This is a genomic window from Leptolyngbya sp. GB1-A1 (genome assembly GCF_039962475.1).
GTDB lineage: Bacteria > Cyanobacteriota > Cyanobacteriia > Elainellales > Elainellaceae > Leptolyngbya_A.
In genome coordinates, this window is sequence record NZ_JAMPLI010000011.1 from 91792 (window position 1) to 114999 (window position 23208).

The window sequence follows — 23208 nt, forward strand, 5'->3', positions numbered from 1 at the left end:
GGGAGTTTAGCCGATCGTGATATTCAGCGTGCCATCGGTTGAGAGTCCGCCATCGCTGACGCTGAAGCCAAAGCTGTCGCTGCGGGTTGCGCTGTCGTACAGAAACACCTGATTCGGATTGTTCAGGCTGTTACCACCGAGCCACATCAGAGTTGAACCCGAAATCGAAGCCGCTCCTTCTTGCACTGCACCACCATCAAGCTGAGCCAGCGCACCCGCCCGATACACAAAGGTCTTCACCTGACCAGGAACGATCGATTGGCCCACAATGTCCGAACCCGACAGCCCAGTCAGCTGAGCATTGCTGGGCAGGCTACCCGTAAGCTGTTGCTCGGTGCGAGTGCCGAGGTTGAACAGGTAAATGCCGTCGGCAGTGCTGCCGCTGGTCTGGTTGCGGATAAAGGCGATCGTGTTTCCGGCAACGATCGCATTCGTGTCGTTAAAGACCGCGCTGCTGTTGACGTTTTGGGCAGAAATGGGCGAAGTGGGGTTGATGTTATAGAGAATGTCCGTGTCGCCCGTTGCGCTGTAGCGTCTTTCCCAAACTACCGTGTTGCCTGTGATGCCCTTTAACGTGTCGGCGTAGCTGGCGGCATTGCTGCTTGCCTGAGTCACAGTGCCGCTGCTCAAATCTGCGAAGTAAATGCCATTATCGCGTAGGAATGCCGCTTTGTTTCCAGCTAGCAGGGGTTGATTGTCACCGTTGCTGCTGCTGTTGTTGAGCGTGCCCGTTGCGCCATTGCTCAGACTATAAAACTGGACGCTGCTCTGATTGCCCGATCGCTTTTGCCATACAACGTGAGAATCCGAAATCTGGGGTGCGGAGTCTGCGCTGCCGTCGTTGGTGAGTCGCAGCGTTTGTCCGGTGCTGCCCTTGTAGAGGTAGATTTCGGCATTTGCGCCTGCGCCGCTCTGCCAAACCACATTATCACCAGCAATTTGCGGCTTGCTGTCTGTCACTGTGTTGTTGGTGAGCTGCTGCACGCTGTTGCCGTTGAAAAGGAAGATTTCCGAGTCGCCTGTACCGTCCTGAGCTGACCAGACTGCGTTAACACCTGCCGTCTTGAGGCTGTTTGCGTCAATGGTTCCGCTGGCGATCGCCTTTGTCGAATTTTGCTGATAGCTGATGCGGTTGGCATCCAGATCTGCCTGGGTGAAGGTGCTGCCTGCGCTCAGCCGATTGCCGTTGAGGAAGAGGCTACCCAACTTGGGCAAATTCTTCACGGTATAGGTCAAATCTCCTGCGCCCTGCTGGGCATCAATGGCTCGAAGCGAGTTGCGAGAAATCGAAGCCGTACCGCCTCGACCGATCGCAATACCATTGCTGAAGAGGGAAGGAGCAGTATTGTCTTCCACGCCTGGCTTCACTACAGGTGAGCCGCTCGGACCGTTTGGGCTAGGAATAAAACGATTCACGGCACCCGTACTCATACTGAGCCGATAGCCAGTTGCACTCTGTTTGTTACCCTTGACGCGCAGGAAATAGGTTCCCGGCAGAAGTTCATTGACATTAATCCGTTCTGCCTGTTGTCCAAGACGCTGGGATTTCTGCAACAGCTTTCCTTGACCATCAAACAACGACAAATCGGCGTTTGCTTTCAGTCCTTTCAAATTAGCAGTAAAGCTGCTTCGATTCGTTACATTAAGGCGAAAATCATCGAAGGCATCTCCGCGACCACCAATTCTTTCATTCCATTTTGTAGAGATATTGGAAACTTGGATCGAGCGGGCTTTGAAAAAACGGTTTCCTGTATCTTTTAACATGACGATTTTCAGGGGGCTGCACGTTTGTACATTGATCAACAACAGTAAGCAACGGAAAGTTTCCAGAAGCAATCGCGGAAAACTATTTAAAGCTTCCTTAAAGCACTAGCCGCAATATAAATGAATGATGAAAACCCTGATGTTAGGGGATGGCAAAATCCCCGGAAAGTCGCTCCAGCACTGAGGAGCATTCATCTGTGACACTTTCCATTACTGTCTTAATTCTATTCCAACAAAGCTTGAGAAAAATAAGCTCTGTCACTTGTGAGATATTTTGAAATGTTCTTTAGAGCTACCGTAAAGCTAGGACTTATTCTTTGTTAATTTGCTGAGAGTTTTACTCCTTTTGAGCGATCGTTTAATCAAACAATAAAAAACTCTAAGCCTCAAGATTGAGAGCCTAGAGCCAAAAGATAGAAACGGGTTTCGGGTTAGATTTTAAGAGATTGGACAATCTTCAGGACTTGTTATTGTTAGACCACACAGTTGCCCTGGTTCTTTTCTGATGGGTTGTGCCGCTTTTTCGACTGTCCTATATCGATCGAAATCGCCCTCTAGCCCTGGATTTAGAAAGCTCGAAGTTCACCATAAAGGGCTACTGTGTCGCCCAATTGCTCGCTTCCTGCTCAAACGGCGGCCCCAACTGCCTTCTTATGAGCAATGCTGGCGGGAACCGAACCAATCCCGCTGATTTTCAAAGTCCCCCAGCATTCAGAGATTAGCAGGCTGCACAGCCTAGAACGCGAGCAGAATCAACTTGTGGGTACACAGTAGCCAGCCTTGGGGAATTTAGGGGGCTGTCTAACGGGGTCAAACTCAACCCTTTATCCTTAGATTCAGCAGATTCAGCAACGCCAAAAGGGGCTTCCCCTATCTGCTTCCCCATCTAAAGAGACTGTAAAAAGATAACTTTTCTGGGGCCTGGAAATCGCTCACAGAGATCCCTGTTAACGGGTCTAGCGAGGCTGATTCACATACTGTCCGGCAACGCGAAGCGCATCACTGATATCTACATCTCCATCGTGATCGGCATCCAGAAATGCGTTGAGAACCGGATTAGAACCCGCCTGATGCATCGGCGCATTGCCAAAATTAGGGTTCCCCATATTGGGATTACCAAAATTGGAGTTGCCCATATTCGGATTGCCGCCCATTGAGGAATTGGTTGCCCCCGACTTGAGCAGGTTAAGCACCACCGGAACTAGCAGCGGCAGCAAAGACTGAATTATCTGGGGACTCAATCCAGTGCGCTGAGCCATCGCCTGCACCACCTGCGGAATCTGACCCGCCCCAAAAACTGCCTGCACTGCCTGCGGATTGGGCTGCATGCCGCCATATTGATTCACGATCGCCGTCGGATTGCTATAGCCGCCCGCTGCCTGTTGCTGAAGCGACGATCGCACAAAGCCTCCCAGAATTGACATCATTGATTGGGTCTGAGAAGGATTAATCCCCTGCTGATTAGACACCTGCTGCACCGTATTGAGGATGCCGCCAATCTGATCCACATTGCCCTGCTGAGCTGGATTGTTAATCGCACCCAAAATCTGATCAAAAAGTCCCATAGGTTACTCCGCTTACTACAAGTTGATTACTGCAAGTCAGTCAAAACAGGCATAACCTTCGAAAGGATAAGGGGTGCAAGGCGATCGACTCATCCCAATAGAGAGATAGATACAGCAATAAAAAGATGGACAGGAAACCTGAATTTCAGTCCTTCCATCCACAAGTTGGGGGTCGTGATCAAACGCCAGGGCAAGCCGCTTTGCCAACCTGCTATCGTTCATACTCACCGTTCAGTCCAACAGGCTCAGGCGGAATTTTTTGGGAGGGCTAGACTTAAATCTGTTGCGCCTGCGTTTTACCTGCTCGTCGTTTTATCTGCTCTTACTCCCTCAACCTGCCCGATCGCCTGCTTCCTATACTGCTCAGCCTGCCTGGACGATTGCTTCATTACATTGTTTGAAGTTTTGCAAGCTTTCACAGATTGGATAAAAGCACTGCTGTAAACTGGATTTCGATTAGAGAACGTCATGATACGGTCACTTCACAAAGTGAGGCAGATTTGCGAACCAAATTTGCAATTCTTTGAGGGTGATTGCAAACCTTTACTCAGTTTGGAGCCGCTATATCAATGTCTCATGCAGTAAAAATCTATGACACCTGCATCGGATGCACCCAGTGCGTTCGTGCATGTCCTACAGATGTTCTGGAGATGGTTCCTTGGGATGGCTGTAAGGCGGGTCAGATTGCTTCGTCTCCTCGGACAGAAGACTGTGTTGGCTGTAAGCGATGCGAAACGGCTTGTCCGACTGACTTTCTTAGCATTCGGGTGTATTTAGGCGCGGAAACTAAGCGCAGTATGGGTCTGGCTTACTAGATACTCTATTACGCCTGCTATCTTTTGCGTTTTTCAATACATCTGGGTCTAATCTTAAGTGGGGGTTTACCCCCTTTTTTTATGGGAACTGTTTTTCTGCAATTGCTATGACTTCTGATTTATGGCTAAAAACTAGCGGAACCTGGATCAACGTTGCCACCATTCTGCTGGGAACTGCCTTTGGACTGCTGCTGAAAGGACGATTGCCGATCGCGATGCAGCGCATTATTACTCAGGGCGTAGGGCTGATCACGCTATTCGTTGGCTCTAGCATGGCAGGCAGCTTTAGCAAAGCCCAAGCAGGGGCGATCGATGGGGTAATTCTCGGCTTAGTCGCACTGGTACTAGGTGGACTGTTAGGAGAAGCGTTGCGGATAGAAACTAACCTTGAAAGAATTGGCAATTGGCTAAAGCACCGTTTTAAGGGGCAGGGTAAGTTTACAGAAGGCTTTGTCGCCGCCAGTCTTTTATTTTGTGTCGGTCCGCTCGCGTTAATCGGCAGCCTCAATAATGGCTTAACCGGAGATAACACCCTGCTTGTGATCAAAGCTTCAATGGATGGACTGGTTTCGATCGCCTTTACCAGTAGCTATGGCATGGGAGTCGGGTTTTCCGCGCTTACCATTCTGATTTACCAGGGAATTTTGTCTCTTGCCGCAGGCGTGCTGGCACTGGCAATTCCCGATCCGGCAACTGCTCCCCCCGTCATGCTTTCTACAGGGGTTGGCGGACTGATGATTTTAGGGCTGGGATTAAATTTGCTCGAAGTTGCTCAGGTCAAAGTTGCCTCTTTTCTGCCGGGCTTATTTCTTGCCCCATTGCTATACTGGCTTGCCGATCGCCTCACTTAAATTGGCTTGCCGATCGCTTCACTTAGAAGCACCGATTAATTAAAAAAAATTAATGAAATAAATGGTGGGAAGATGCCTCACCTGAATAGGTCAGTAACCTATCCCACAACAGCGACTGCTAATTGCAGATTCATTCCCTAAAATTGACCTTAGAATTGGCTTTTATCAAGACCTCAAGCACATTTGCATCAACTCAAAACAGCACAAAGCGTCATGAACAGAGGCGATACAATGCCATTGAGGGATATTTGCAAATCAAGCAATTGAAAAGCAAGCACCCCTCATCCTCCCATTCCCTTATCCCCTCACCCCTCCCTCAAAAGGAGCAACCTGCATGACAACCGTCCCAACTCCTATCCGAGTTCTCATCGTAGAAGACGACCCCATGATGCAGCTCGGATTAGAGCAATCGCTGACCAGTGCCCCCGGCATCACCGTCATCGGGCAAGCGGAAGATGGCTATACAGCAGTGGAAGAGGCATTAAAGCTAAAGCCTGACGTGATTGTGATGGATATTGGGCTACCCCGACAAGATGGGATTGCGGCAACTCAACAAATTAAGGAGGCAATGCCCGGAGTTCATGTGGTAATGCTGACTTCTCACACGACTGAGAACGAGGTGATCGGGGCACTGTCAAGCGGAGCAGATGCCTACTGCGTCAAGGGAACTAGCGTCGATCGGCTACTAACAGCGATCGAGGCAGCTCAGGAAGGAGCGAGCTATCTTGACCCCCAAGTGGCGCGGCAGGTGATGGAGCATTTAAAGCCAGTCGTTACGACGGAACCGAGTATTGTCGGTCAACTGTCTCAGCGAGAGCTAGAAGTTTTAAAGCTGATGGTGGAAGGACGCAGCAACCCGGAAATTGCAACTGCCCTCTATCTCAGCCCCAATACGGTGAAAACTCACGTTCGCGGCATTATGAACAAGCTAGCGGTAGACGATCGGGTGCAGGCAGCGGTGGTCGCCCTGCGAGCAGGACTGGTTTAACCTGCCCATCGATCGAAAAATCTCCTCCTTAAGGCGCTTTCGGGGTCAAAAGTTCCCTTGCTTGACCCCCCCTTGAACCCTGCTTTTAAAGGAATTATTAAGATTTGTTAAAAAACGCTGTGTAAAAAGTAGGTCAAATAGGACATTGATAGAATTATATACACTACATCTAGCGTAGTCCCTGTTATAGCAGCAATACAATCAACCATTGATTCCAGTGATTGTGTGCTATCGATAGTGTCAACTAAACCCTCTAAAGCGAAAACAGACAGTTTATCGCAAGATGTCTACAATTGATTATTATCTGGTAGGAAGCAATCTACTCCTTAAGATAAGTTGCGTGCTGAGCAATCTCTGCAAGTAGGACCGCGAAGCAAACTGGCTCCGTTCCGGCTGAAGAATCAGCCCATGTGCAGATTAGCTCACCGTAGCTCAAAAAGTATTACTGCTAGCATTAGCGACTGGTCATCAGCATTCCTTTCACCCTATCCTGCATCTCTCATTAGATTTGTCTACTGTAGGCACTTCTCCCTATCTTCCAGCATCAGTATTAATTCAGTGTTGACAACGCTGAAACTGTGCCATTTTGAGCATTAGTCTATTCATCTTCAAAATCTAGTTCCAATCTAGTTTCAAATCGTGATGGCTGAAGATTGTTCAGGAGTGCTGCCAGTAGCAAACGCTATTGGAGATGCAGATAGAAGTGCGATCGAAAGAGTTGAGTTACGCCTAGAGTGAGTTGTTTGCCCAGATGGGCAACTGCCAGCATTAACTGATTCGCTGAGTTATGGGATCACTATGACGACATTTGACGAGATTTACCAATTTTTCAGAAATCCACCGCCATTCTATCTGAACAAGGAACTGGCAGTCTGCTATGTCCTAGCCGTCTTACTGCGACGGGACTCCTACGGGACAGAGTTAATCAGCCTGCTCGAACATGAGTATCCAAACTATCGGTTATCCGATACGGTGCTCTACAGTGCCCTCAAGTTTCTGGAAGACGCAAACGCGATCACCGGATACTGGAAAAAGGTAGAGGGGCGGGGTCGCCCGAGACGAATGTATCAGATTTGCCCTGACTGGCACCAGCAGGCCCAGGAGCTTTCTCGGCTCTGGTATGGCTATGCAGGTCGCCCAGCACAGGTGTCCCAGCAGTAAGTTTTAATTTGCTCATTCCATCAGTTCGTAAGTTGGGCGATACTCAGAAACGTAGTGGTCATCCGGTTTCGGATTGCGCTGTCGTTTCAAACGAGTGATTACCCGCTCTCCTGCTGATTATGCAAACGTCGATTCTTTCTTCTACTGCCCTGCTGACGCTATTGCTGTCGGTGGGGCTATTTTTCTTTATTCGTGCCTCCACTAAAGACCGCATCGAAGTTGCCCAACTGATGAGCGACCAATCCGAGGAGTCGCTGCTCGACGGCCTGAAACAGTATTTCGCTGATCGCGCCTATCGTGTTATCTCACTTGACGCAGAGCAAAACCAGGTGACATTTGAGGGTTTTGTGCGCCCCAGTTTGTTTCTGGCAATATTCCTCAGTTCGCTGGCAGCGATCGGCATTTTTTGTTTGGTGCTGGTGCTGTCTTACCTGTTTCCCGCCGCCGGAAACTGGCTGCTGCTGCTCGTGCTGCTGGCTCCTGGAGCAGGGGTTTTCTACTGGAAAAAATCAGGACGATTGGAACAAGTCGCTGTCAAAGTTGAGCCAAATCAGGAGAGCCAAATCCATCGCCTGCTGACCGTCACCGCCCACCGAGACGAACTGGCAGAACTGCGGCGATCGTTAAACCTGAAGTCTGCCGAATAACTTCATGCTTATCTGCCATCAGAGTAACCGTCCTTAGAGAACATTAGAGCAGTCGCAGAAGTCCTGCATTGCCTCCCCATCTCCCCATCTCCTTTCCCCTTGCTCCTCCGCTACTCCACAAACCCTGATCGCCCCTCCTGCGTCTCAATCAAACTCTGCTCCAATTCCTCCCAGTTGCGATTCTCAATCTGATGAATCAGGCGATCGAGCTGATTTCGGTACTGAGCCAGGGCATGAAGCAGGGCAGGCTGGTTGTATCTTGCCATCATCACCCCTAGTTCTGGATTGCCGCCGCCAACCCGACTCGTATCCCGGAAGCCAGAGCTTGCAAGTTTCTGCGCCAGATCTAGTACAGCAGCATCTGATTCACTGAGGCAGGCAGAAATCAGGCTAGCACTGATCATCACAGGCAAATGAGAGATCCAGGCAACGGCGCGATCGTGTTCAGCAGGCTGGCACTGATAAAGGCGGCACTGAAGTGATTGCACCAGTGCTGCAACAGTATCCAGGGCAGCAGGTGGGGTGGTTTCGATCGGAGTGAGGACGTAGGGACGAGCGACAAACAGATCGGCTTGGGCAGCATCGAGCCCACTTTCGGCAGTGCCTGCCATTGGGTGTCCGCCCACAAAATTACGCCAGCGGGGAGCGATCGTTTCGACAATAGAGGCTTTGACCGACCCCACATCAGTCAGAATAGTATTGGAATTCAGGTGCGGAATGAGCTGCTCGACCGTGGATTCGATCGCCCCCAGCGGTGTACAGAGAAAGACCACATCGGCGGCTGCCATCAAGCTCAAATCCTGGCTGGCGTTGTCTACGATGCCCCGTGCTACGGCTTGGCGACAGGTTTCTCCGCGACGGCTCACTCCCAGCAGCGTATGCTCTGGGAACTGCTGGAAATCGATCGCCAGTGACCCACCAATCAGCCCTAATCCCACAATGCCAATTCTCATGCGTGACCCATTACAGTTTGCTAGACTTTAGACTTCAGACCCAGGACACTCGACCTCAGCCGCAAGAATCAAGCATCCTGGTCTTATCGCTGCGGTCGCTCGTCTGCTGTTCGTCGTCTGTTCTTCCAAAGTCTATTGTCTTCTGTTTCCAGCCTACGATTAACTCCTAAGTTTTCCAGGCTACAAGTTTTCACGCCCCCTCAAATCGCTCTGTAGATTCAGCGATAGATTGAGATTGCTGCGGCACCATGAAATTCATTACCGGGGAGAAGTTCGGCTTTTGTGATTGAAGTAGAAGTTCACCAACAACTGCGGGCGTTTCTGCGAGAGCAGGGCGAACCCTACTGGCAACACCATTTAACGATGGCGCGGCTAGTGGCGCGTGCGCTGCGCTTGGGCAGAAGTGCTTTGATTCAGGCGGGTGCGCCTTCGGGCTATCACGGGCGGTATCGACTGAGCTATTTAATGCCGCTATTGCTGTGGGAAGGGTCGGCAATTCTGGTGGCAAGCGAAGCTGTTCAGCAGCGACTTCTCATGGTTGAGATTCCCCGGCTCCAGCAGTGGATTCCGACGCAAAAAGAAATTCGGACGGGCGATCGCTGGCTGGGCACAGGGTTTGAAGGGCTGCTGTTGACCTCGCCTCAGTCTTGGATATCCGATCGCCTGCATGGGTCAGGACGCTTTCCGTCCCAGATTCTCACCGTGATCGATGGCGCAGACGATCTGGAGCAGTGGACGCGAAACGAGCTGACGCTCAGCCTTCAGCCGCAAAATTGGGACGAACTGATGCAAACCTGTCCCCAGCAGGCGGATCTGATTCGCGATGCGCGGGTGCAGTTGACCCGATCGATTTTTCAGCATCCGGTGAACCCCTACGATCGCTATTTGGTCGAAGCGTCAGAACAGGAGATTTTTAGCGAACTTTACCATCGGCTTACCGCAGGCATCGAGCAGCCATTGCCAAGTTGCTGGAATCAGTTCTGGCAGTCTTGTCAACAATCCAGTCAGCTTTTGTGGGCAGAGGTGATGCGGCCACAGGGACAGTTTTCGCTGCTCACGGCTCCTGCAGAGGTGGCAGATTCGCTTCAGCCTGTCTGGAACCAGCAGCCGATCGTCCTGATTGGTGGCGTGCTTGATCTAGACACCGAAGCCACCATTTATCGCCAACGGCTCGGGTTGCCCGATCTCACCTGTCTTAAGTTTTCGCCCGATCGCCAGCACGAATTAATTCAGCTCTATCTGCCAGACGGCTTACCGATGCCCAACACGCCACAGTTTCAGCCTGTGCTAATGAGTGAACTGCGAACCTTGCTGGGCGCAACTCAAACAGCAAATCAAGGCTTGACTGTCATTCTGATTGGCGACACGCCGCTAAAAGCGCAGGTTGGTTCAATGCTGGCAGCCGAGTTTGGCTCCCGCGTTCAGGTCGAGCGAACCTGTCTAGACGAGCATGGAATTCTGGTGGCAGGCTGGGACTATTGGCGGACTCATCAAGCCGTGTTGCCCGCGCCCCATTTGCTGGTGATTGCGACGCTCCCCTTTCCTTCACTCGAAGATCCGCTGGTTGCCGGACGAGTGACACACTATAAACGATCGCGACAGGACTGGTTTCGCCTATTTCTGCTGCCGGAAGCATTGAGTGAACTTCAGAGAGCCGTTGCCCCGGTGCGAGAGGCTCAAGGAGTGGTGGCACTGTTGGACAACCGGGTAAACCATCGCAGCTACGGACAGCAGATTTTATCATCGCTTAGTCCGCTTGCCCGGATTAACTATGTTGATGCAAGCCTTTTTGCCTCGCTTGAAGGATTCAGCCTGAGCGAATAGCGTTTGATCAGCCCAGCACACTCATCGGCAAGTTCGCACGATATTATCAAAGGTGGCAAGTTTAGCTGTGTTGATGTCGGAGAAGCAGTATGGGTGACGCAAAACGACGCAAGGAAATTTTGGGCGATCAGTACGGACAGGAAGGCAACGTTTACCCCTGGCTGCCGCTGAAAAAAAGCCAGGCGCAAAAATTTGTGCAGTGGACCACTAAAGGAGCCTGGATTGGCATTGGCGCACTGGTCGCTTACTGGGTAGTTGTTCGCTTTGTGGGTCCCGCGTTCGGTTGGTGGGAAGTGATTTAACCCACGACTTTCAGTTAGGACTGCGATCGTCCTGCTGTCAAAATCCAATCACAGCCCCGGATAGAATTGGTGCAAAATACAACCACGCAAAGCAATCGTGCAAAGTTTAACCTCGAGGGAGGCAGCTTGCAAAGTAAGCTAGTTGTAGAGTAGTCCGGTTGCAAAGCGATCCGGGGCAGAAGTCCAGCCCTAAATTTTCAAAAGCTGCTTATACTGAGCAGAGCATATAATAAAGCTGCTTATACTGAGCAAATCATATAATGTGGAACATAAATCTGAAGGAATTCTTCAATAACCTAGAAGTGTTATTCTGAATACCTCATTGGGCAGGTTGTATAAACTACCTTTTGCTAGAGGACTGATTTCCCTTTGTTCCTTACTCTCTGAATAATTTCGTTTCATTACTTTCAGGCAATTCATTATTTTCTCATCAGGGAAAAGACCTGGCCACCTGAGGCAAATCTTAAGAAATTGTAAAGATACAAGATTTTGTGGTAAGTGTGGTTATAGGAGGTCAAGTTAATGTTTCTTAGACTTGCAGAGCAACATCGACAATTTGTTCAAGACTTGGTGATGAATCTTCAGGCTTTGGCAACGGTGCTAGAGCAGCGGGGCTACTTGGCATCCTGCTATACCTGCGGTGGGCAAATGAACAGCGCATCGTTTATGGTCAGTCTGGCGGAAAATCACCTGATTCGGTTTCTTGTATCCGATTATGGGATCACCTGGACCGAAATGCGAGACGATCGCGAACTGATGAAACTAGAAGGGGCAGAGGCAATTAGTCAGCTTCAGGAACTTGCCAATCTGGTGAAATATCAAATTAAGCCGTCTGATTATCGTTTGAACGCCCTTCAGCCATCCTAAATGTTCTGGTTGGGTTGAATTTCAAGGCAGCGATCGCGTTACCGTTTCCGTCGTTGTTAAGGGGACTGAGCGAATTCCCTGCACGATTCATACTGCGATAGCAGCATCACAATCTCGTCAATCGTCTGTTGGGCTTTTCCAGGTAGTGTGTTCGCCTGATTCACAACAATGCTAAAGACGATCGCAGGACGATTGCCCCGATTCAAGTAGCCCGATAGAGCAGCAGTGCCGCTGAGTGCGCCTGTTTTTCCCTCTAACTGACCTCGAACCGAGGTTTCGCGAAAGCGATTTTGTAGCGTTCCCGAAATTCCAGCGACCGAAAGCGACCTGCGATAAGGCAGCGCATTATTGGTCTGCGCCATTGCTTGAAGCGTTTCCACAATTGCGGCAGGGCTGACCCCATTGTGGCGCGATAAGCCTGAGCCGTCTGCCAGCACATAGCTATCAGATTCAATTCCGAGGCGAGTGAGACTAGCCCTGAGGGCAGCGATTCCGGCTTCAAGGGCAGATTGCGATGGATCTGGGCTGTCTGCCCCTAGCGATCGCAGCAGAGCCTCTGCGTACAGATTGTTGCTGAACTGGTTTGTTTCGACTAGTAACTCGCTCAAGGGCAGCGACTGAACGGCAGCGATTTCCGCTCTGGTTGCGATCGGTGCATCATCAGCATGGGTGAGAAGCTGAGTCTGGTTCACCTCAATTCCAGCCGACCGCAGCGTTTCTGCAAACTGACGCAAAAAGTTTTGTCCCGGCTGCGGGATCGAGACCGCAACAGGTTCTGATGCTGCTCCGGCACGAAGCTGTCCAGCAACAGTAAGAATCGGCTGACTGAGATTCCGTCCCACCGAGACAAATTCTGGCGCGTCTGATGCCACCGTTCGCGATCGATTCACGATTTGCCATCCCTGCGCCTCTGACGGCTGATCCCAAACTACCTGAAGCGGTTGATCGACCTGCTGGGGCACGAGCGTGAGTCCGATCGCGTTCTGGTTCAAAATCAGGCTGTTCACAGGCGCACCGTAGCCTGCCTGAATGTCTTCCCATTCCCACGAGGGATTGACCGCATCACCACGAAAGTAGCGATCGTCCCCTACAAGGGTGGCAATGCGTGTGATGCTTCGGTCGCGAATCTGCTGTGCCAGAGCTTGAAGCTGGGCATGGGTCAAGCTGGGATCGCCCCTACCAACTACTTGCAAAACTGCGCCCTCTGGAGTTGTCCCCACCTGATAAATTGAGGTGCGAATCCGAAACTGCGCTCCTAGCTGAGTCAGAGCCGCTGCGGTAGTCAGCAGTTTGACGTTTGAAGCCGGGACAAGATAGCGATCGGGATTGCGAGCATAAAGGATCTGGGGATCTGCTTCCAGCGTTTGCGCTAAAATCCCCCACTGGGATCGCTGAAACTCTGGGTGATCGATGAGACGATCGATTTGCTGCACCAGGCTCGCGGCACAGACTGAGGCGTTCACTAAAATGGGTTGCTTCGGAGTTGCGCTTTGTGCCGATCGCATCCCAGCCATAAAGGTGAGTAGCAGACAGCCTACGCTAACCCAAGCGGTAAACGGTTTAATTGACATTCGTTCAGCTACTTTCGATCGTTTGTTTCCTGGCAAATATTCGAGCGGCTACGATGATCCCCCTCCCAATTGCCCTCACTGCTCGTTTCGTTTACGGTATATCCGCAAGTTACTAGAGATTAGGTTTGAACTTTGCAGCCCCCTACATCCCCTATTGCTGGGGGACTTTGAGAACTGAGGAAAACTGAAGAAGGCTTGGTTACCTATAGAATTGGAGAGCCAGGAAGGCGTTTCTGAAAGCCGTTTCAGCCCTGATTAGCCATCATGTGCCAGCCATTGTGTGTACAGAATAGCCAATGTCATAAGGAGACCTTAAACGCCTTGCAATAAATACCTTACGGTTTCAAAATTCCCGAAAATTCGGGGATTTAGGAGGCGATGCAAGAGATCTACTACTGTTCAATCTACCGCTTGCTCTTCATGAACTCAGCAATCCGCTCGACTGCCGTTTCTAGAATCGAGGGATCATGCACCAGCGCAAATCGCACATAGCCTTCGCCAGACTTGCCAAAGCCTGATCCCGGTGCGACGGCGACTCCGGTTTGTTCGACTAAGTCGATCGCAAACTGCATTGAATTGACTGCCCAGGGATCAGGTAATTTTGCCCAGACATACATGGCAGCTTGAGGACGAGGAACCTGCCAGCCAATGCGATTTAGGGCATCGACAAAGGCATCGCGACGCTGTCTGAAGGTCTCCACTGCTTGGGCAACGGCTTCCTGAGAACCCGAGAGGGCTTCGATCGCTCCATTCAAAATGCCCAGATACTGATTGAAATCAACCACTGCTTTGACTTGCCGGAGTGCCCGGATCAGTTCTGGGTTGCCGATCGCATATCCCACCCGAAAGCCACCCATGTTGTAGGACTTGGACATGGTAAAGAACTCGATCGACACTCGCTTTTGGGGATCGGCTTGAAGGACAGAAGGCGGGGGACTGCCCTCAAAGTACAGATCCACATAAGGGAAGTCGTGCACCAGGACGAGATTGTGCTGATCGCAGAAGGCAACCGCCTGCTTAAAGAAATCGATCGATGCGGTTGCTGTTGTGGGATTGTGCGGATAGCTCAACACCATCATTCGTGCCTGTTCCAACACGGGAATCGGAACATCTTCAAAAACTGGCAAAAAATTGTTTTCTGCCAGCAGAGGCATGGTGTAGATTTGTCCACCAGCCAGGTGAACACCGCCTGCGTGGGAAGGATAGCCCGGATCGAGCAGCAGGGCAAAATCGCCCGGATTCAGAACAGCAAGCGGTAGGTGGGCAGTTCCCTCTTGAGAGCCAATTAAGGGCAGGACTTCAGTTTCAGGATCAACGGGTACACCAAACTTGCGCTCGTACCACTGAGCTGCCGCCCGCCGAAACGCCCCCGTGCCATGAAACAAGAGATAGCCGTGGGTTGCGGGGTCTTGCAGCGATCGGGCAATGGTATCCAGTACAGGAGCAGGGGTAGGCAGATCGGACGATCCAAGGGATAGATCAGTCACGTCCAGTCCGGCAGCTCTGGCTTTTGCCTTTGCCCGATCCATATCAGCAAAAACGTTGGCTTGCAGGGGGGTGAGGCGATCGGCGAGTTGCATAGAAGGCATCGAATAAAGGACTGCCCCAAACGGGCGATCGATGGCTAGCCGCTAATTCAGCCCAGTTACGAGAAATTCTTCAACTTTCTGTTTGCTGATTGCGCCCTCGCTTGCGTCTACCATTTCTCCATCTTTGAACAACCGCAGCGCAGGCACACCTTCAACCTTGCACCAAGCCACCGATTCCGGGTTGGGGTCTACTTCCATTTTGACCACTTTCAGACGATCACCGTACTGATTCGCTGTCCAGTCCATAACCGGAGCCATGAGCCGACACGGACCACACCAGGATGCCCAAAAGTAGACCAGGACAGGCTGAGCCGCGCTCAAAACTTCAGTGGAAAACTCTGTATCTGAGATCGTAACGACGCTACTCATGAGAATAAATAGAGGAAATCTTAATAAACATCCTTTTCTAGATTACCTGCCTGGAATGCCAATTCGGAATTCGGAACTCGAAAGTCGGAATTGTGAGGCGATCGGCAAAGATCTGAATCAAAGGCAGAAACTTCTGTCAATCGGCTGCGTCAAAACAAAAGAGACTGAACCTCAAACGTGAGGGTGTGAGGAGTTCCTAAAATTGGCGGATGGGTTGTCGATCAAATTTTGGTCACGCCCATCCGCTAGTTATTTGTGCCAGGCTAATTATTGTGTGCCAGACTACTTCATCGTCCAGGCACTTACCGCTAAGCAGCCCCAACCAATGATGAAGGCAAGTCCGCCGATCGGCGCAACGGCTCCCAGAATTTTCACACCAGACAGGCTGAGGGCATACAAACTGCCGCAAAACAGCACCACCCCGACGATAAAGGCAATACCCGCCGCATTCAGCAGTGACTGAGCTGCTTCGGGACGGGTGAGCAGGATAGCAACTGCCACTAACGCCAGCGCGTGATACATCTGGTAGCGAGCCGCCGTCTCAAAGACTTCCTGAGCGCGATCAGTGAGTTTACCTTCCAGCGCGTGTGCGCCAAATGCACCAGCCGCAACGGATAATCCACCCAGGACTGCGGCGATCGTCAGAAATATCTGCATAAGTGCCCTACTTTCCCAATGATTCGAGCAGATTCCTTGACCGCTTCCACGGGTTATTTCACTGCTTCCAGCAGGCGCGAGAAGTAGAAGCGAGTTTTGGTCATAGCGTTTCGCTTAATCGTCCAGCCGTTTGCTTCCAGAGCCTTGACGATATTCGCTTCCCGATGCAGGTAGGCGCGAGTTGCTTTGCTGGGACCGGGGAAGAATTCGCCGATTTTCTTCAGCACATCATAGAAAACCGTTTTGGGCGCGAAACTGATCAGAACCCGCGATTCGGCAAGCTGGCTTAGATGAGTGATCATCTCCATTGCTTTGTCCTGCGGATAGTGAATCAGCACATCCAGACAAATTACGGTGTGATAGCTACCGCTCAGACTTTCCAAATCCTGGACCGCAAAAGTAGGATTCTCGGACTGTCCCAGAGTTGCCTGCGCCCGCTCTTTTGCCTCGCCTACCATCTTCTCGGAAATATCACTGGCAAAGACTTTTGCGCCCATTTCCGCCATCGGAATGCTGAGACTTCCCACGCCGCAGCCCGCATCGCAAATCGTCATGCCTGCCGTGTTGCCGTCCGATCGCAGCCAGTCCAGAACCGTATCGACCGTGCGCTGGTGTCCCAGACGAATATCAAGCTGCACTTTATTGACTTCGCCATCACCATAAATTCGCCGCCAGCGATCGAATCCGGTCGCGTTGAAGTAATCTTTTACGATCGTTTTATCGTCTGTTGCCGTCATGACTCCAAGCAATACCTGATTTTTAACAAGGGTTGTCTCATAACTGATTGTGCCTTAGATTGGGTTTCGCTTGGGCTTTAGATCCAGCAAAAACCAAGCCTGCATTTCCCTTTTCGAGCGACAATATCCCCTGTTGAGATTTCTAATTGAATTTTCTATGGCTTCTCCCCTAGTTGGCATTATTATGGGCAGCGACTCCGACCTTCCGACAATGAAAGGGGCGATCGAAGCCTGCGAAGAATTCCAGATTGCCCATGAAGTCGGCATTGTCTCTGCCCATCGCACTCCTGAACGGATGGTAGAATATGCCCAAACTGCCCACGATCGCGGCTTAAAAGTGATTATCGCTGGAGCCGGAGGAGCCGCCCATTTACCCGGAATGGTTGCCGCCCTAACTCCCCTCCCTGTGATTGGTGTTCCCGTTGTGACCCGCACGCTTCAGGGCATTGATTCGCTTTACTCGATTGTGCAAATGCCCGCCGGAATTCCCGTAGCCACGGTGGCGATCGGTAATGCGCGAAACGCAGGACTTCTGGCAGTGCAAATGCTTGCCGCCCACGATCGAGATTTGCTGCAACGGGTACAGCGTTATCGGCAAAGCCTGAAGGAAATGGTGATGGAGAAGCAGGCGAAACTGGAGGAGGAGGGGTATCGGCGGTATCTGGAGGGGATGTAGGGGGTGTAAGGGGTGTTTGCGCGATCGGGAGCGGCAGAGCAGCAGTTCCCTTGATTCCTTTGATTCCCGCCAGAAGGGATTTTAGCTAAGGAAAAAAAGACACTAAAGACAATGGAATCGACGCATCTCAAGCAGTTTCGGCTGATGGCGCAGTATAACTCCTGGGTCAATCAGCACCTATATGGCTTGGCTCGATCGCTTTCAGAGGAGGAGCGGCGGCGGGATTGTGGGGCATTTTTTGGGTCAATTTATGGGACGCTGAATCATCTGCTGGTGGGCGATCGCATTTGGCTGGGACGGTTTGCAACCTGTACGTCCTACACTTTTCCAGCGTTGCAGCAGACAGATTTGCTGTTGAACTGCACTGATCTGAGTCAGGAGCTTTACCCTGATTTTGAACAGCTCTGGCAGGGGCGATCGAAAACCGATCGGGCGATCGAGCAGTGGATCGAGGAACTGACACCAGAAATACTGTCTGCGTCAATGCACTATCGCAATGTAGCAGGGACGATCGATCGAACCCATGCGCTGTGGTTTGCGATCGCCCATTTCTTTAATCATCAGACGCATCATCGTGCCCAGGTGACAGTGCTGCTGCAACAAATGGGCAAGGATTACGGCATCACTGACTTTTTGATGATGTATGACTCGGCGAAAGAAGCAGTGCAGGCCTAGCGGCACGGAATGTCTAAAAGCGGAATGTCTAAAACCAGTGCTTTGGATAGGGTTTGCGACAAACCAGATTGTTATAGGCGATCGTGCAAGTTACCATCACCAGCGAACCGAGTAGCACTGGAGTCAAAACAAAATGCCAGTCTGCATGACTCATCACGCCTACTAAAGCGACGGCTCCTCCGGGCGGATGCAAGGTGCGGGTTAGCTGCATGAGTTTAATCGCGGTTGCAACGGCAAATGCCATGACCCAGGGCTGGGAACCAAACAGGGCAACGCAGATCACACAGACCAGTGCCCCTAGAGAATTCCCACAAATCACATTGCGCGGTTGCGCTAGAGGACTTTCGGGCACGGCATAAACCAGGACAGCGGTTGCACCAAAGGGAGCTGCAATCAGCGGATAGGTTGTATGCATCGTCAAATACGCCAGCACCGCAATCCCAAGAAAGCTGCCTAACCAGGACAAAAGCGCTTGCTGAAAAGAGAAATGAGGCTGATAGCGGGAACTGCCGCCCAGTTTGGCAAGCTGACTTTTGAAGCGATTATCCCAGCGGGGAAACTGCTTCGCATCGCCCTGAAGTTTGGAACGATCGGTAAAAGCATCAACAAAACGAAGCCGCGATCGGATAGGGGAGTTCCGCATAGGAGCAATTGCCTCTTGCATAAACCAGATGAATAGAAGTCAGATGAATAAGAACCAGATGAAACAGATTTAATGGCATGAGAAATTTGCCTGCCCCCATCGGGCAATCCTCATCAGGAGCGGCGAACCGTCGAGCCAGTATTTGTACTTATGTCATCATATTCTGACATTCTGCTAAAGAGATACACCGAAAGTATCGATAACTACAGAAATTTCTTATGCAATTTATGGGGTAAAGCTGTCACCCTTATAACTCCCTTCCTACCCTCTCCTACCCCTCCACCTCTCTACCTCTCACCTACCCTCCGACAGTTGCCGCTTTCCTCAAACACCCACTACAACTCACAATGTCCTTCCCCATCTCTTGATTCCTGCTGCTATGCCTGAAGTCTTTGGACAACTGCCTGTCATCGAGCCTGCCTGGACAGAACTCCAGCCGATTCAAACCGTTGAAAAACAGGAGCGCAAGGTTCTGCTGACCTGTGGTAATGCCGTCTTGAGCATCAGCGTACTGGCAGAAAACCTGATTCGCGTGCGTCTGTCGCCATCGAGCGAATTTTTGCCGCGCCGATCGTGGGCAGTGGCTCAAGAGGATAACGCTTGGTCAGTTGTGCCGTTCGAGATCGAGGAAACAGCAGATCAAGTTCAAATCAAAACTTCACAGATTCGGGTTGAAGTCGATCGCCAAACCAGACAAATCACCTGCTTCGACAAAGCCGATCGCCCCTTTGCTCAAGACATTCAGCCGATCGCCTGGCGAGAAAGCGGCATTGCTGCCTGGAAACACATCGAAACAGAGGAGCATTTCTACGGCTTTGGCGAGCGCACCGGATTTCTAGACAAACGATCGCAGGCCTATACGAACTGGACGGTAGACAGCCTCGACTACCATGCCCTCACCGACGAGATGTATCAGGCGATCCCGTTTTTTATTGCGCTGCGCCCTCAGCTTGCCTATGGGCTATTTCTCAATTCCACCTTCTGGAGTCGGTTTGATATTGGGGCAGCGCAGGCAGGAGTTTGGCAGATAGAAACCCAGAGTCCAGAACTCGACTATTACATCATTTATGGTCCGGCTCCGGCGCAAATCCTAACGACCTACACGGCCCTTACTGGACGAATGCCTCTGCCGCCAAAATGGGCGATCGGCTATCACCAGTGCCGCTGGAGCTATGCCTCTGAGGACGAAGTGCGCGAACTGACCCAAACCTTCCGTCAGAAGCAAATTCCCTGCGATGTGATCCATCTGGATATCGACTATATGCGGGATTATCGGGTGTTTACCTGGCATCCCGATCGCTTTCCCAACCCGAAGCAGCTCTTAAGCGATCTGAAGCAAAACGGTTTTCAGACCGTGACGATCGTTGATCCGGGCGTAAAGCTGGAATATCAGGGCAATTATGCAGTCTTCAACGATGGCTTAGAGAAAGAGTGCTTTGTGCGAACTCGTAATGGCAATCTATTTCAGGGCTATGTCTGGCCCGATCGTGCTGTGTTTCCCGACTTTATGCGAGCGGATGTGCGGCAGTGGTGGGCAAGCTGGCACAAAGAACTCACCGCAGCAGGTGTGTCGGGCATCTGGAATGACATGAACGAACCCGCCATGAACGATCGTCCGTTTGGTGATCCGGGAGTAAAAATCTGGTTTCCGCTCGATACGGCTCAGGGAGGAGAAGAGAACTCGACCCACGCCGAGACGCATAACCTGTACGGCATGATGATGGCACGCGCCGCCTGTGAAGCCATGCAGCAACTTAGACCGAATGAGCGATCGTTTATTTTGACGCGATCGGGCTATGCCGGAATTCAGCAATATTCAGCCGTTTGGACAGGGGACAATCATTCGCGCTGGGAATACCTGGAAATGTCACTGCCCATGCTCTGTAATCTGGGGCTATCCGGGGTCGCATTTGTCGGCGCAGATATCGGCGGATTTGCCGGAAACGCAACGGCTGAACTCTTTGCCCGCTGGATGCAAATGGGAATGCTTTATCCGCTCATGCGTGCCCATTCAATTCTCAAGAGTATGCGTCATGAACCGTGGGTGTTTGGCGCTCGGGTGGAGCAAATCTGCCGTCAGTACATCGAATTGCGCTATCAGCTTTTGCCCTACTTCTACACACTGTTCTGGCAGGCGGCAACCACAGGCGCACCCATCCTGCGTCCCTTACTGTACGACTTTCCCAACGATCCACAGACTTATGAGTTGGCAAATCAGGCAATGCTCGGTTCCGCAATCTTGGCAGCCCCGATCGATCGTCCCGGTCAAACCTGTCGCGTCGTTTATCTACCAGAGGGAACCTGGTTCGACTGGTGGACAGGTCAATCTCACAGGGGCAACACCCACATCCTCGCTGATGCTCCCCTGGAAACCATGCCGCTGTTTGTGAGGGCGGGGTCAATCCTTCCCATGATGCCCGTGATGCAATACGCCAATGAAACTCCACTCACGGAACTACGGCTGAAGATCTGGCAGGGCGAGGGCGAATTTACCCTTTACGAAGATGACGGACGCAGCTTTGCCTATCAGCAAGGAGACTGGGCAACAACCACTTATCGCGTCTATTCCGACAGCAATCAAACGATCGTCACAGTGCAAGCCAGACAGGGACAATGGCAGCCCCATCCGCGGCGCGTGATTGTGGAGTTAGTTGGCGTAGGCGAACAGTCTTTTGAAGAGGATGGAAGCGATCGGCGTTTGGTTTTCTAATATCGGCGCTTGGTTTTCTAATAATGATGCAGTTGCCTGATGAGCAGTTGCTAATGCTAAAGCGATCGACCCTTAACCTTTTGCTGCAATCAGCACCCCGATAAGCGATCGACCCGCTAAAATCAGATCTCTGTGTCGCCCCCTCACTCATCCACCCCCAATGGACTCCGAGCTACTCCAACTCTTCGTCAACGGAATCGCCGTCGGCAGCATTATCGCTTTAGCAGCCGTTGGTCTGACTCTCACTTACGGTATTCTGCGGCTGGCAAACTTTGCTCACGGCGACATCATGACCCTGGGCGCATATCTGACGCTGGTGTTTAACCTGAGCGGCATGAATATCTGGCTGTCAATTTTGCTGGGCGCAGGACTGACGATCGCCGTTGCCCTGCTTACGGAAAAGCTGCTCTGGTCGCCGATGCGAACTAAACGTGCTAGTTCTACCACGCTGATCATTATCTCGATCGGACTCGCCCTCTTCCTGCGAAACGGCATTATTTTGATCTGGGGCGGCGCAAACCAGAAATACGATCTGCCGGTTGTACCCGCGCTCGATTTGTTTGGAATACGCATTGCCCAGAACCGACTTCTGGTCGTAGGACTAACGATTCTTGTGATTTTTGGACTGCATTATCTGCTGCAAAAAACCAAGACGGGCAAAGCGATGCGAGCAGTTGCAGATAACGTCGATCTGGCACGGGTATCGGGAATTAATGTAGATCAGGTCGTGATCTGGACGTGGGTGATTGCAGCAGGCTTAACAGCGATCGGTGGCGGAATGTATGGCTTAGTAACTGCTGTGCGTCCCAATATGGGCTGGTTTCTGATCTTGCCGATGTTTGCCTCGGTGATTCTGGGCGGCATTGGCAATCCTTATGGGGCGATCGCTGGGGCGATGGTGATTGGCATTGCTCAAGAGGTTAGCACTTACTGGCTTCCCGCCGAATATAAGCTGGGCGTTGCACTGCTGCTTATGATCCTGGTGCTGCTGGTGCGTCCGCAAGGCATCTTCCGGGGCACAATGTAGTGGCTTGGTGCTGGATGAGACTTTTGCCCTGTAATTTTGCCCTGCACAGCGAATTTCAGAAACTTACTTCTGCCACTGCTGAGTCTGGAGTGACTAAAAACTGGGGAGACGTACCGCAGTGTCAAACATCTAGCCGCCGACCATGCCCTAATCCTCAGCCACTCTGACTCAGCATCCCAGGAAACGCTACTTCAGAATACCGAAGTAGAAAGCAGCGACGATCAGATTGCCCGCCAGCAGGACGATCGCCCACAGCGTGCGAAAAGGATAGCCCGGTTTACCAGTCTTCGTTGTGGTCATGGTGATTAATATGCTCCATCATGAACAGTTAACTTACCTAGATGGTAGTGGATGAGTGTCACCAGTTTGAGCAGAATTTTGATCGGGTTAGGAAAACTTAGGAAATGAGTTTCTGTCTGAATCTGATTTAGAGGGACAGTGTCTACCCTGCCCTCATAGAACCTGGTCAGCAATTTCAGCAAACCTCTTACAATAGGATTCGTCCTTTTATCTTCGATCGATCGTGGCTCAAACCTATCACGCCAAAATTTACGTTACCCTGCGTCCCTCAGTGCTAGACCCGGCAGGAACCGCAGTGCAGTCTGGGGTAAAACACATGGGCTACGACAACGTGGAGCAGGTGAGAATCGGCAAATATATCGAAGTCACGCTCACCGCAGATAGCGAAGCCGCCGCCCAAACCCAACTCGATCGCATTTGTGACCAGCTTTTGGCAAACCCCGTGATTGAGAACTACCGCTTCGACATCATGACGGCAGCAGAAGCCGCCTGCTAACCTCCAAGGTGATTCTCGGAA

23 protein-coding genes are annotated in these 23208 nt (G+C 51.4%); 13 read left to right on the forward strand and 10 right to left on the reverse strand.

Annotated features, from left to right (window positions below; translation table 11 throughout):
- Positions 1-6 precede the first annotated feature (6 nt).
- Positions 7-1764 carry a cadherin-like domain-containing protein gene (locus NDI45_RS13390; RefSeq protein WP_348247637.1) on the reverse strand — a complete coding sequence of 586 codons (1758 nt, stop codon included), beginning with the start codon at positions 1762-1764 and terminating at the stop codon, positions 7-9.
- A 956-nt stretch (positions 1765-2720) separates the two neighbouring features.
- On the reverse strand, positions 2721-3329 hold the full coding sequence (locus NDI45_RS13395; protein ID WP_348247638.1) for a DUF937 domain-containing protein: 609 nt from the start codon (positions 3327-3329) through the stop codon (positions 2721-2723).
- A gap of 569 nt (positions 3330-3898) precedes the next feature.
- On the opposite strand from NDI45_RS13395, the gene psaC reads away from it, so the two are divergent.
- From psaC to NDI45_RS13420, 5 genes are all read left to right on the forward strand, one after another.
- A complete protein-coding gene (psaC, locus tag NDI45_RS13400) occupies positions 3899-4144 on the forward strand; it encodes a photosystem I iron-sulfur center protein PsaC (RefSeq protein WP_348247639.1) in 246 nt (81 codons plus the stop codon).
- A 107-nt stretch (positions 4145-4251) separates the two neighbouring features.
- Positions 4252-4995, forward strand: a complete 744-nt coding sequence (locus NDI45_RS13405; RefSeq protein WP_348247640.1) for a DUF554 domain-containing protein — start codon at positions 4252-4254, stop codon at positions 4993-4995.
- A gap of 334 nt (positions 4996-5329) precedes the next feature.
- Complete coding sequence (locus NDI45_RS13410) at positions 5330-5983, forward strand: response regulator transcription factor (RefSeq protein WP_348247641.1); 654 nt, start codon at positions 5330-5332, stop codon at positions 5981-5983.
- A 798-nt stretch (positions 5984-6781) separates the two neighbouring features.
- Positions 6782-7144 (forward strand): PadR family transcriptional regulator, encoded by a 363-nt coding sequence (locus NDI45_RS13415; RefSeq protein ID WP_190790363.1) that lies wholly within the window; start codon positions 6782-6784, stop codon positions 7142-7144.
- A 119-nt stretch (positions 7145-7263) separates the two neighbouring features.
- The gene (locus tag NDI45_RS13420; protein WP_190790362.1) at positions 7264-7791 is read left to right on the forward strand and encodes a cofactor assembly of complex C subunit B; all 528 of its coding nucleotides are present in this window, start codon (positions 7264-7266) and stop codon (positions 7789-7791) included.
- Positions 7792-7901: 110 nt separating this feature from the next.
- Here NDI45_RS13420 and NDI45_RS13425 read toward each other — a convergent pair whose 3' ends face one another.
- Entirely contained in the window at positions 7902-8744 is an 843-nt protein-coding gene (locus tag NDI45_RS13425) for a prephenate/arogenate dehydrogenase (protein WP_348247642.1), read from the reverse strand.
- 282 nt (positions 8745-9026) lie between these two features.
- On the opposite strand from NDI45_RS13425, the gene NDI45_RS13430 reads away from it, so the two are divergent.
- The 3 genes from NDI45_RS13430 (at position 9027) to NDI45_RS13440 (ending at position 11737) form a co-directional block, all read left to right on the forward strand.
- Positions 9027-10568 (forward strand): helicase C-terminal domain-containing protein, encoded by a 1542-nt coding sequence (locus NDI45_RS13430; RefSeq protein ID WP_348247643.1) that lies wholly within the window; start codon positions 9027-9029, stop codon positions 10566-10568.
- Positions 10569-10657: 89 nt separating this feature from the next.
- A complete protein-coding gene (locus NDI45_RS13435; RefSeq protein WP_190790359.1) occupies positions 10658-10870 on the forward strand; it encodes a DUF2839 domain-containing protein in 213 nt (70 codons plus the stop codon).
- 522 nt (positions 10871-11392) lie between these two features.
- A complete protein-coding gene (locus tag NDI45_RS13440; protein WP_190790358.1) occupies positions 11393-11737 on the forward strand; it encodes a DUF1815 family protein in 345 nt (114 codons plus the stop codon).
- Positions 11738-11793: 56 nt separating this feature from the next.
- Here NDI45_RS13440 and dacB read toward each other — a convergent pair whose 3' ends face one another.
- From dacB to bchM, 5 genes are all read right to left on the reverse strand, one after another.
- The gene (dacB, locus tag NDI45_RS13445) at positions 11794-13308 is read right to left on the reverse strand and encodes a D-alanyl-D-alanine carboxypeptidase/D-alanyl-D-alanine-endopeptidase (RefSeq protein ID WP_348247644.1); all 1515 of its coding nucleotides are present in this window, start codon (positions 13306-13308) and stop codon (positions 11794-11796) included.
- 404 nt (positions 13309-13712) lie between these two features.
- Positions 13713-14888, reverse strand: a complete 1176-nt coding sequence (locus NDI45_RS13450) for an LL-diaminopimelate aminotransferase (RefSeq protein ID WP_348247667.1) — start codon at positions 14886-14888, stop codon at positions 13713-13715.
- A gap of 51 nt (positions 14889-14939) precedes the next feature.
- Positions 14940-15266, reverse strand: coding sequence for a thioredoxin family protein (locus tag NDI45_RS13455; protein ID WP_348247645.1), 327 nt, complete (start codon positions 15264-15266; stop codon positions 14940-14942).
- A 282-nt stretch (positions 15267-15548) separates the two neighbouring features.
- On the reverse strand, positions 15549-15923 hold the full coding sequence (locus NDI45_RS13460; RefSeq protein ID WP_348247646.1) for a DUF423 domain-containing protein: 375 nt from the start codon (positions 15921-15923) through the stop codon (positions 15549-15551).
- 53 nt (positions 15924-15976) lie between these two features.
- The gene (bchM, locus tag NDI45_RS13465; protein ID WP_190790354.1) at positions 15977-16660 is read right to left on the reverse strand and encodes a magnesium protoporphyrin IX methyltransferase; all 684 of its coding nucleotides are present in this window, start codon (positions 16658-16660) and stop codon (positions 15977-15979) included.
- 157 nt (positions 16661-16817) lie between these two features.
- Here bchM and purE point away from each other — a divergent pair, with 157 nt between their 5' ends.
- Complete coding sequence (purE, locus tag NDI45_RS13470; RefSeq protein WP_190790353.1) at positions 16818-17336, forward strand: 5-(carboxyamino)imidazole ribonucleotide mutase; 519 nt, start codon at positions 16818-16820, stop codon at positions 17334-17336.
- Positions 17337-17447: 111 nt separating this feature from the next.
- Positions 17448-18011: a DinB family protein gene (locus tag NDI45_RS13475; RefSeq protein WP_190790352.1), complete on the forward strand. Its 564-nt coding sequence runs from the start codon at positions 17448-17450 to the stop codon at positions 18009-18011.
- A gap of 28 nt (positions 18012-18039) precedes the next feature.
- Here NDI45_RS13475 and NDI45_RS13480 read toward each other — a convergent pair whose 3' ends face one another.
- Entirely contained in the window at positions 18040-18654 is a 615-nt protein-coding gene (locus tag NDI45_RS13480) for an HPP family protein (RefSeq protein WP_190790351.1), read from the reverse strand.
- Between the two features lie 379 nt (positions 18655-19033).
- Here NDI45_RS13480 and NDI45_RS13485 point away from each other — a divergent pair, with 379 nt between their 5' ends.
- Together NDI45_RS13485 and NDI45_RS13490 are read left to right on the forward strand one after the other, a co-directional pair.
- Positions 19034-21364 carry a glycoside hydrolase family 31 protein gene (locus NDI45_RS13485; protein ID WP_348247647.1) on the forward strand — a complete coding sequence of 777 codons (2331 nt, stop codon included), beginning with the start codon at positions 19034-19036 and terminating at the stop codon, positions 21362-21364.
- Positions 21365-21524: 160 nt separating this feature from the next.
- Positions 21525-22391, forward strand: coding sequence for a branched-chain amino acid ABC transporter permease (locus NDI45_RS13490; RefSeq protein WP_190790349.1), 867 nt, complete (start codon positions 21525-21527; stop codon positions 22389-22391).
- A 186-nt stretch (positions 22392-22577) separates the two neighbouring features.
- Here the strand turns inward: NDI45_RS13490 and psaX are convergent, their stop codons facing one another.
- Positions 22578-22691 carry a photosystem I protein PsaX gene (gene psaX / locus NDI45_RS13495; protein WP_190790348.1) on the reverse strand — a complete coding sequence of 38 codons (114 nt, stop codon included), beginning with the start codon at positions 22689-22691 and terminating at the stop codon, positions 22578-22580.
- 223 nt (positions 22692-22914) lie between these two features.
- Here psaX and purS point away from each other — a divergent pair, with 223 nt between their 5' ends.
- Positions 22915-23187, forward strand: coding sequence for a phosphoribosylformylglycinamidine synthase subunit PurS (gene purS, locus NDI45_RS13500; RefSeq protein ID WP_348247648.1), 273 nt, complete (start codon positions 22915-22917; stop codon positions 23185-23187).
- The last annotated feature ends 21 nt before the right edge of the window (positions 23188-23208 follow it).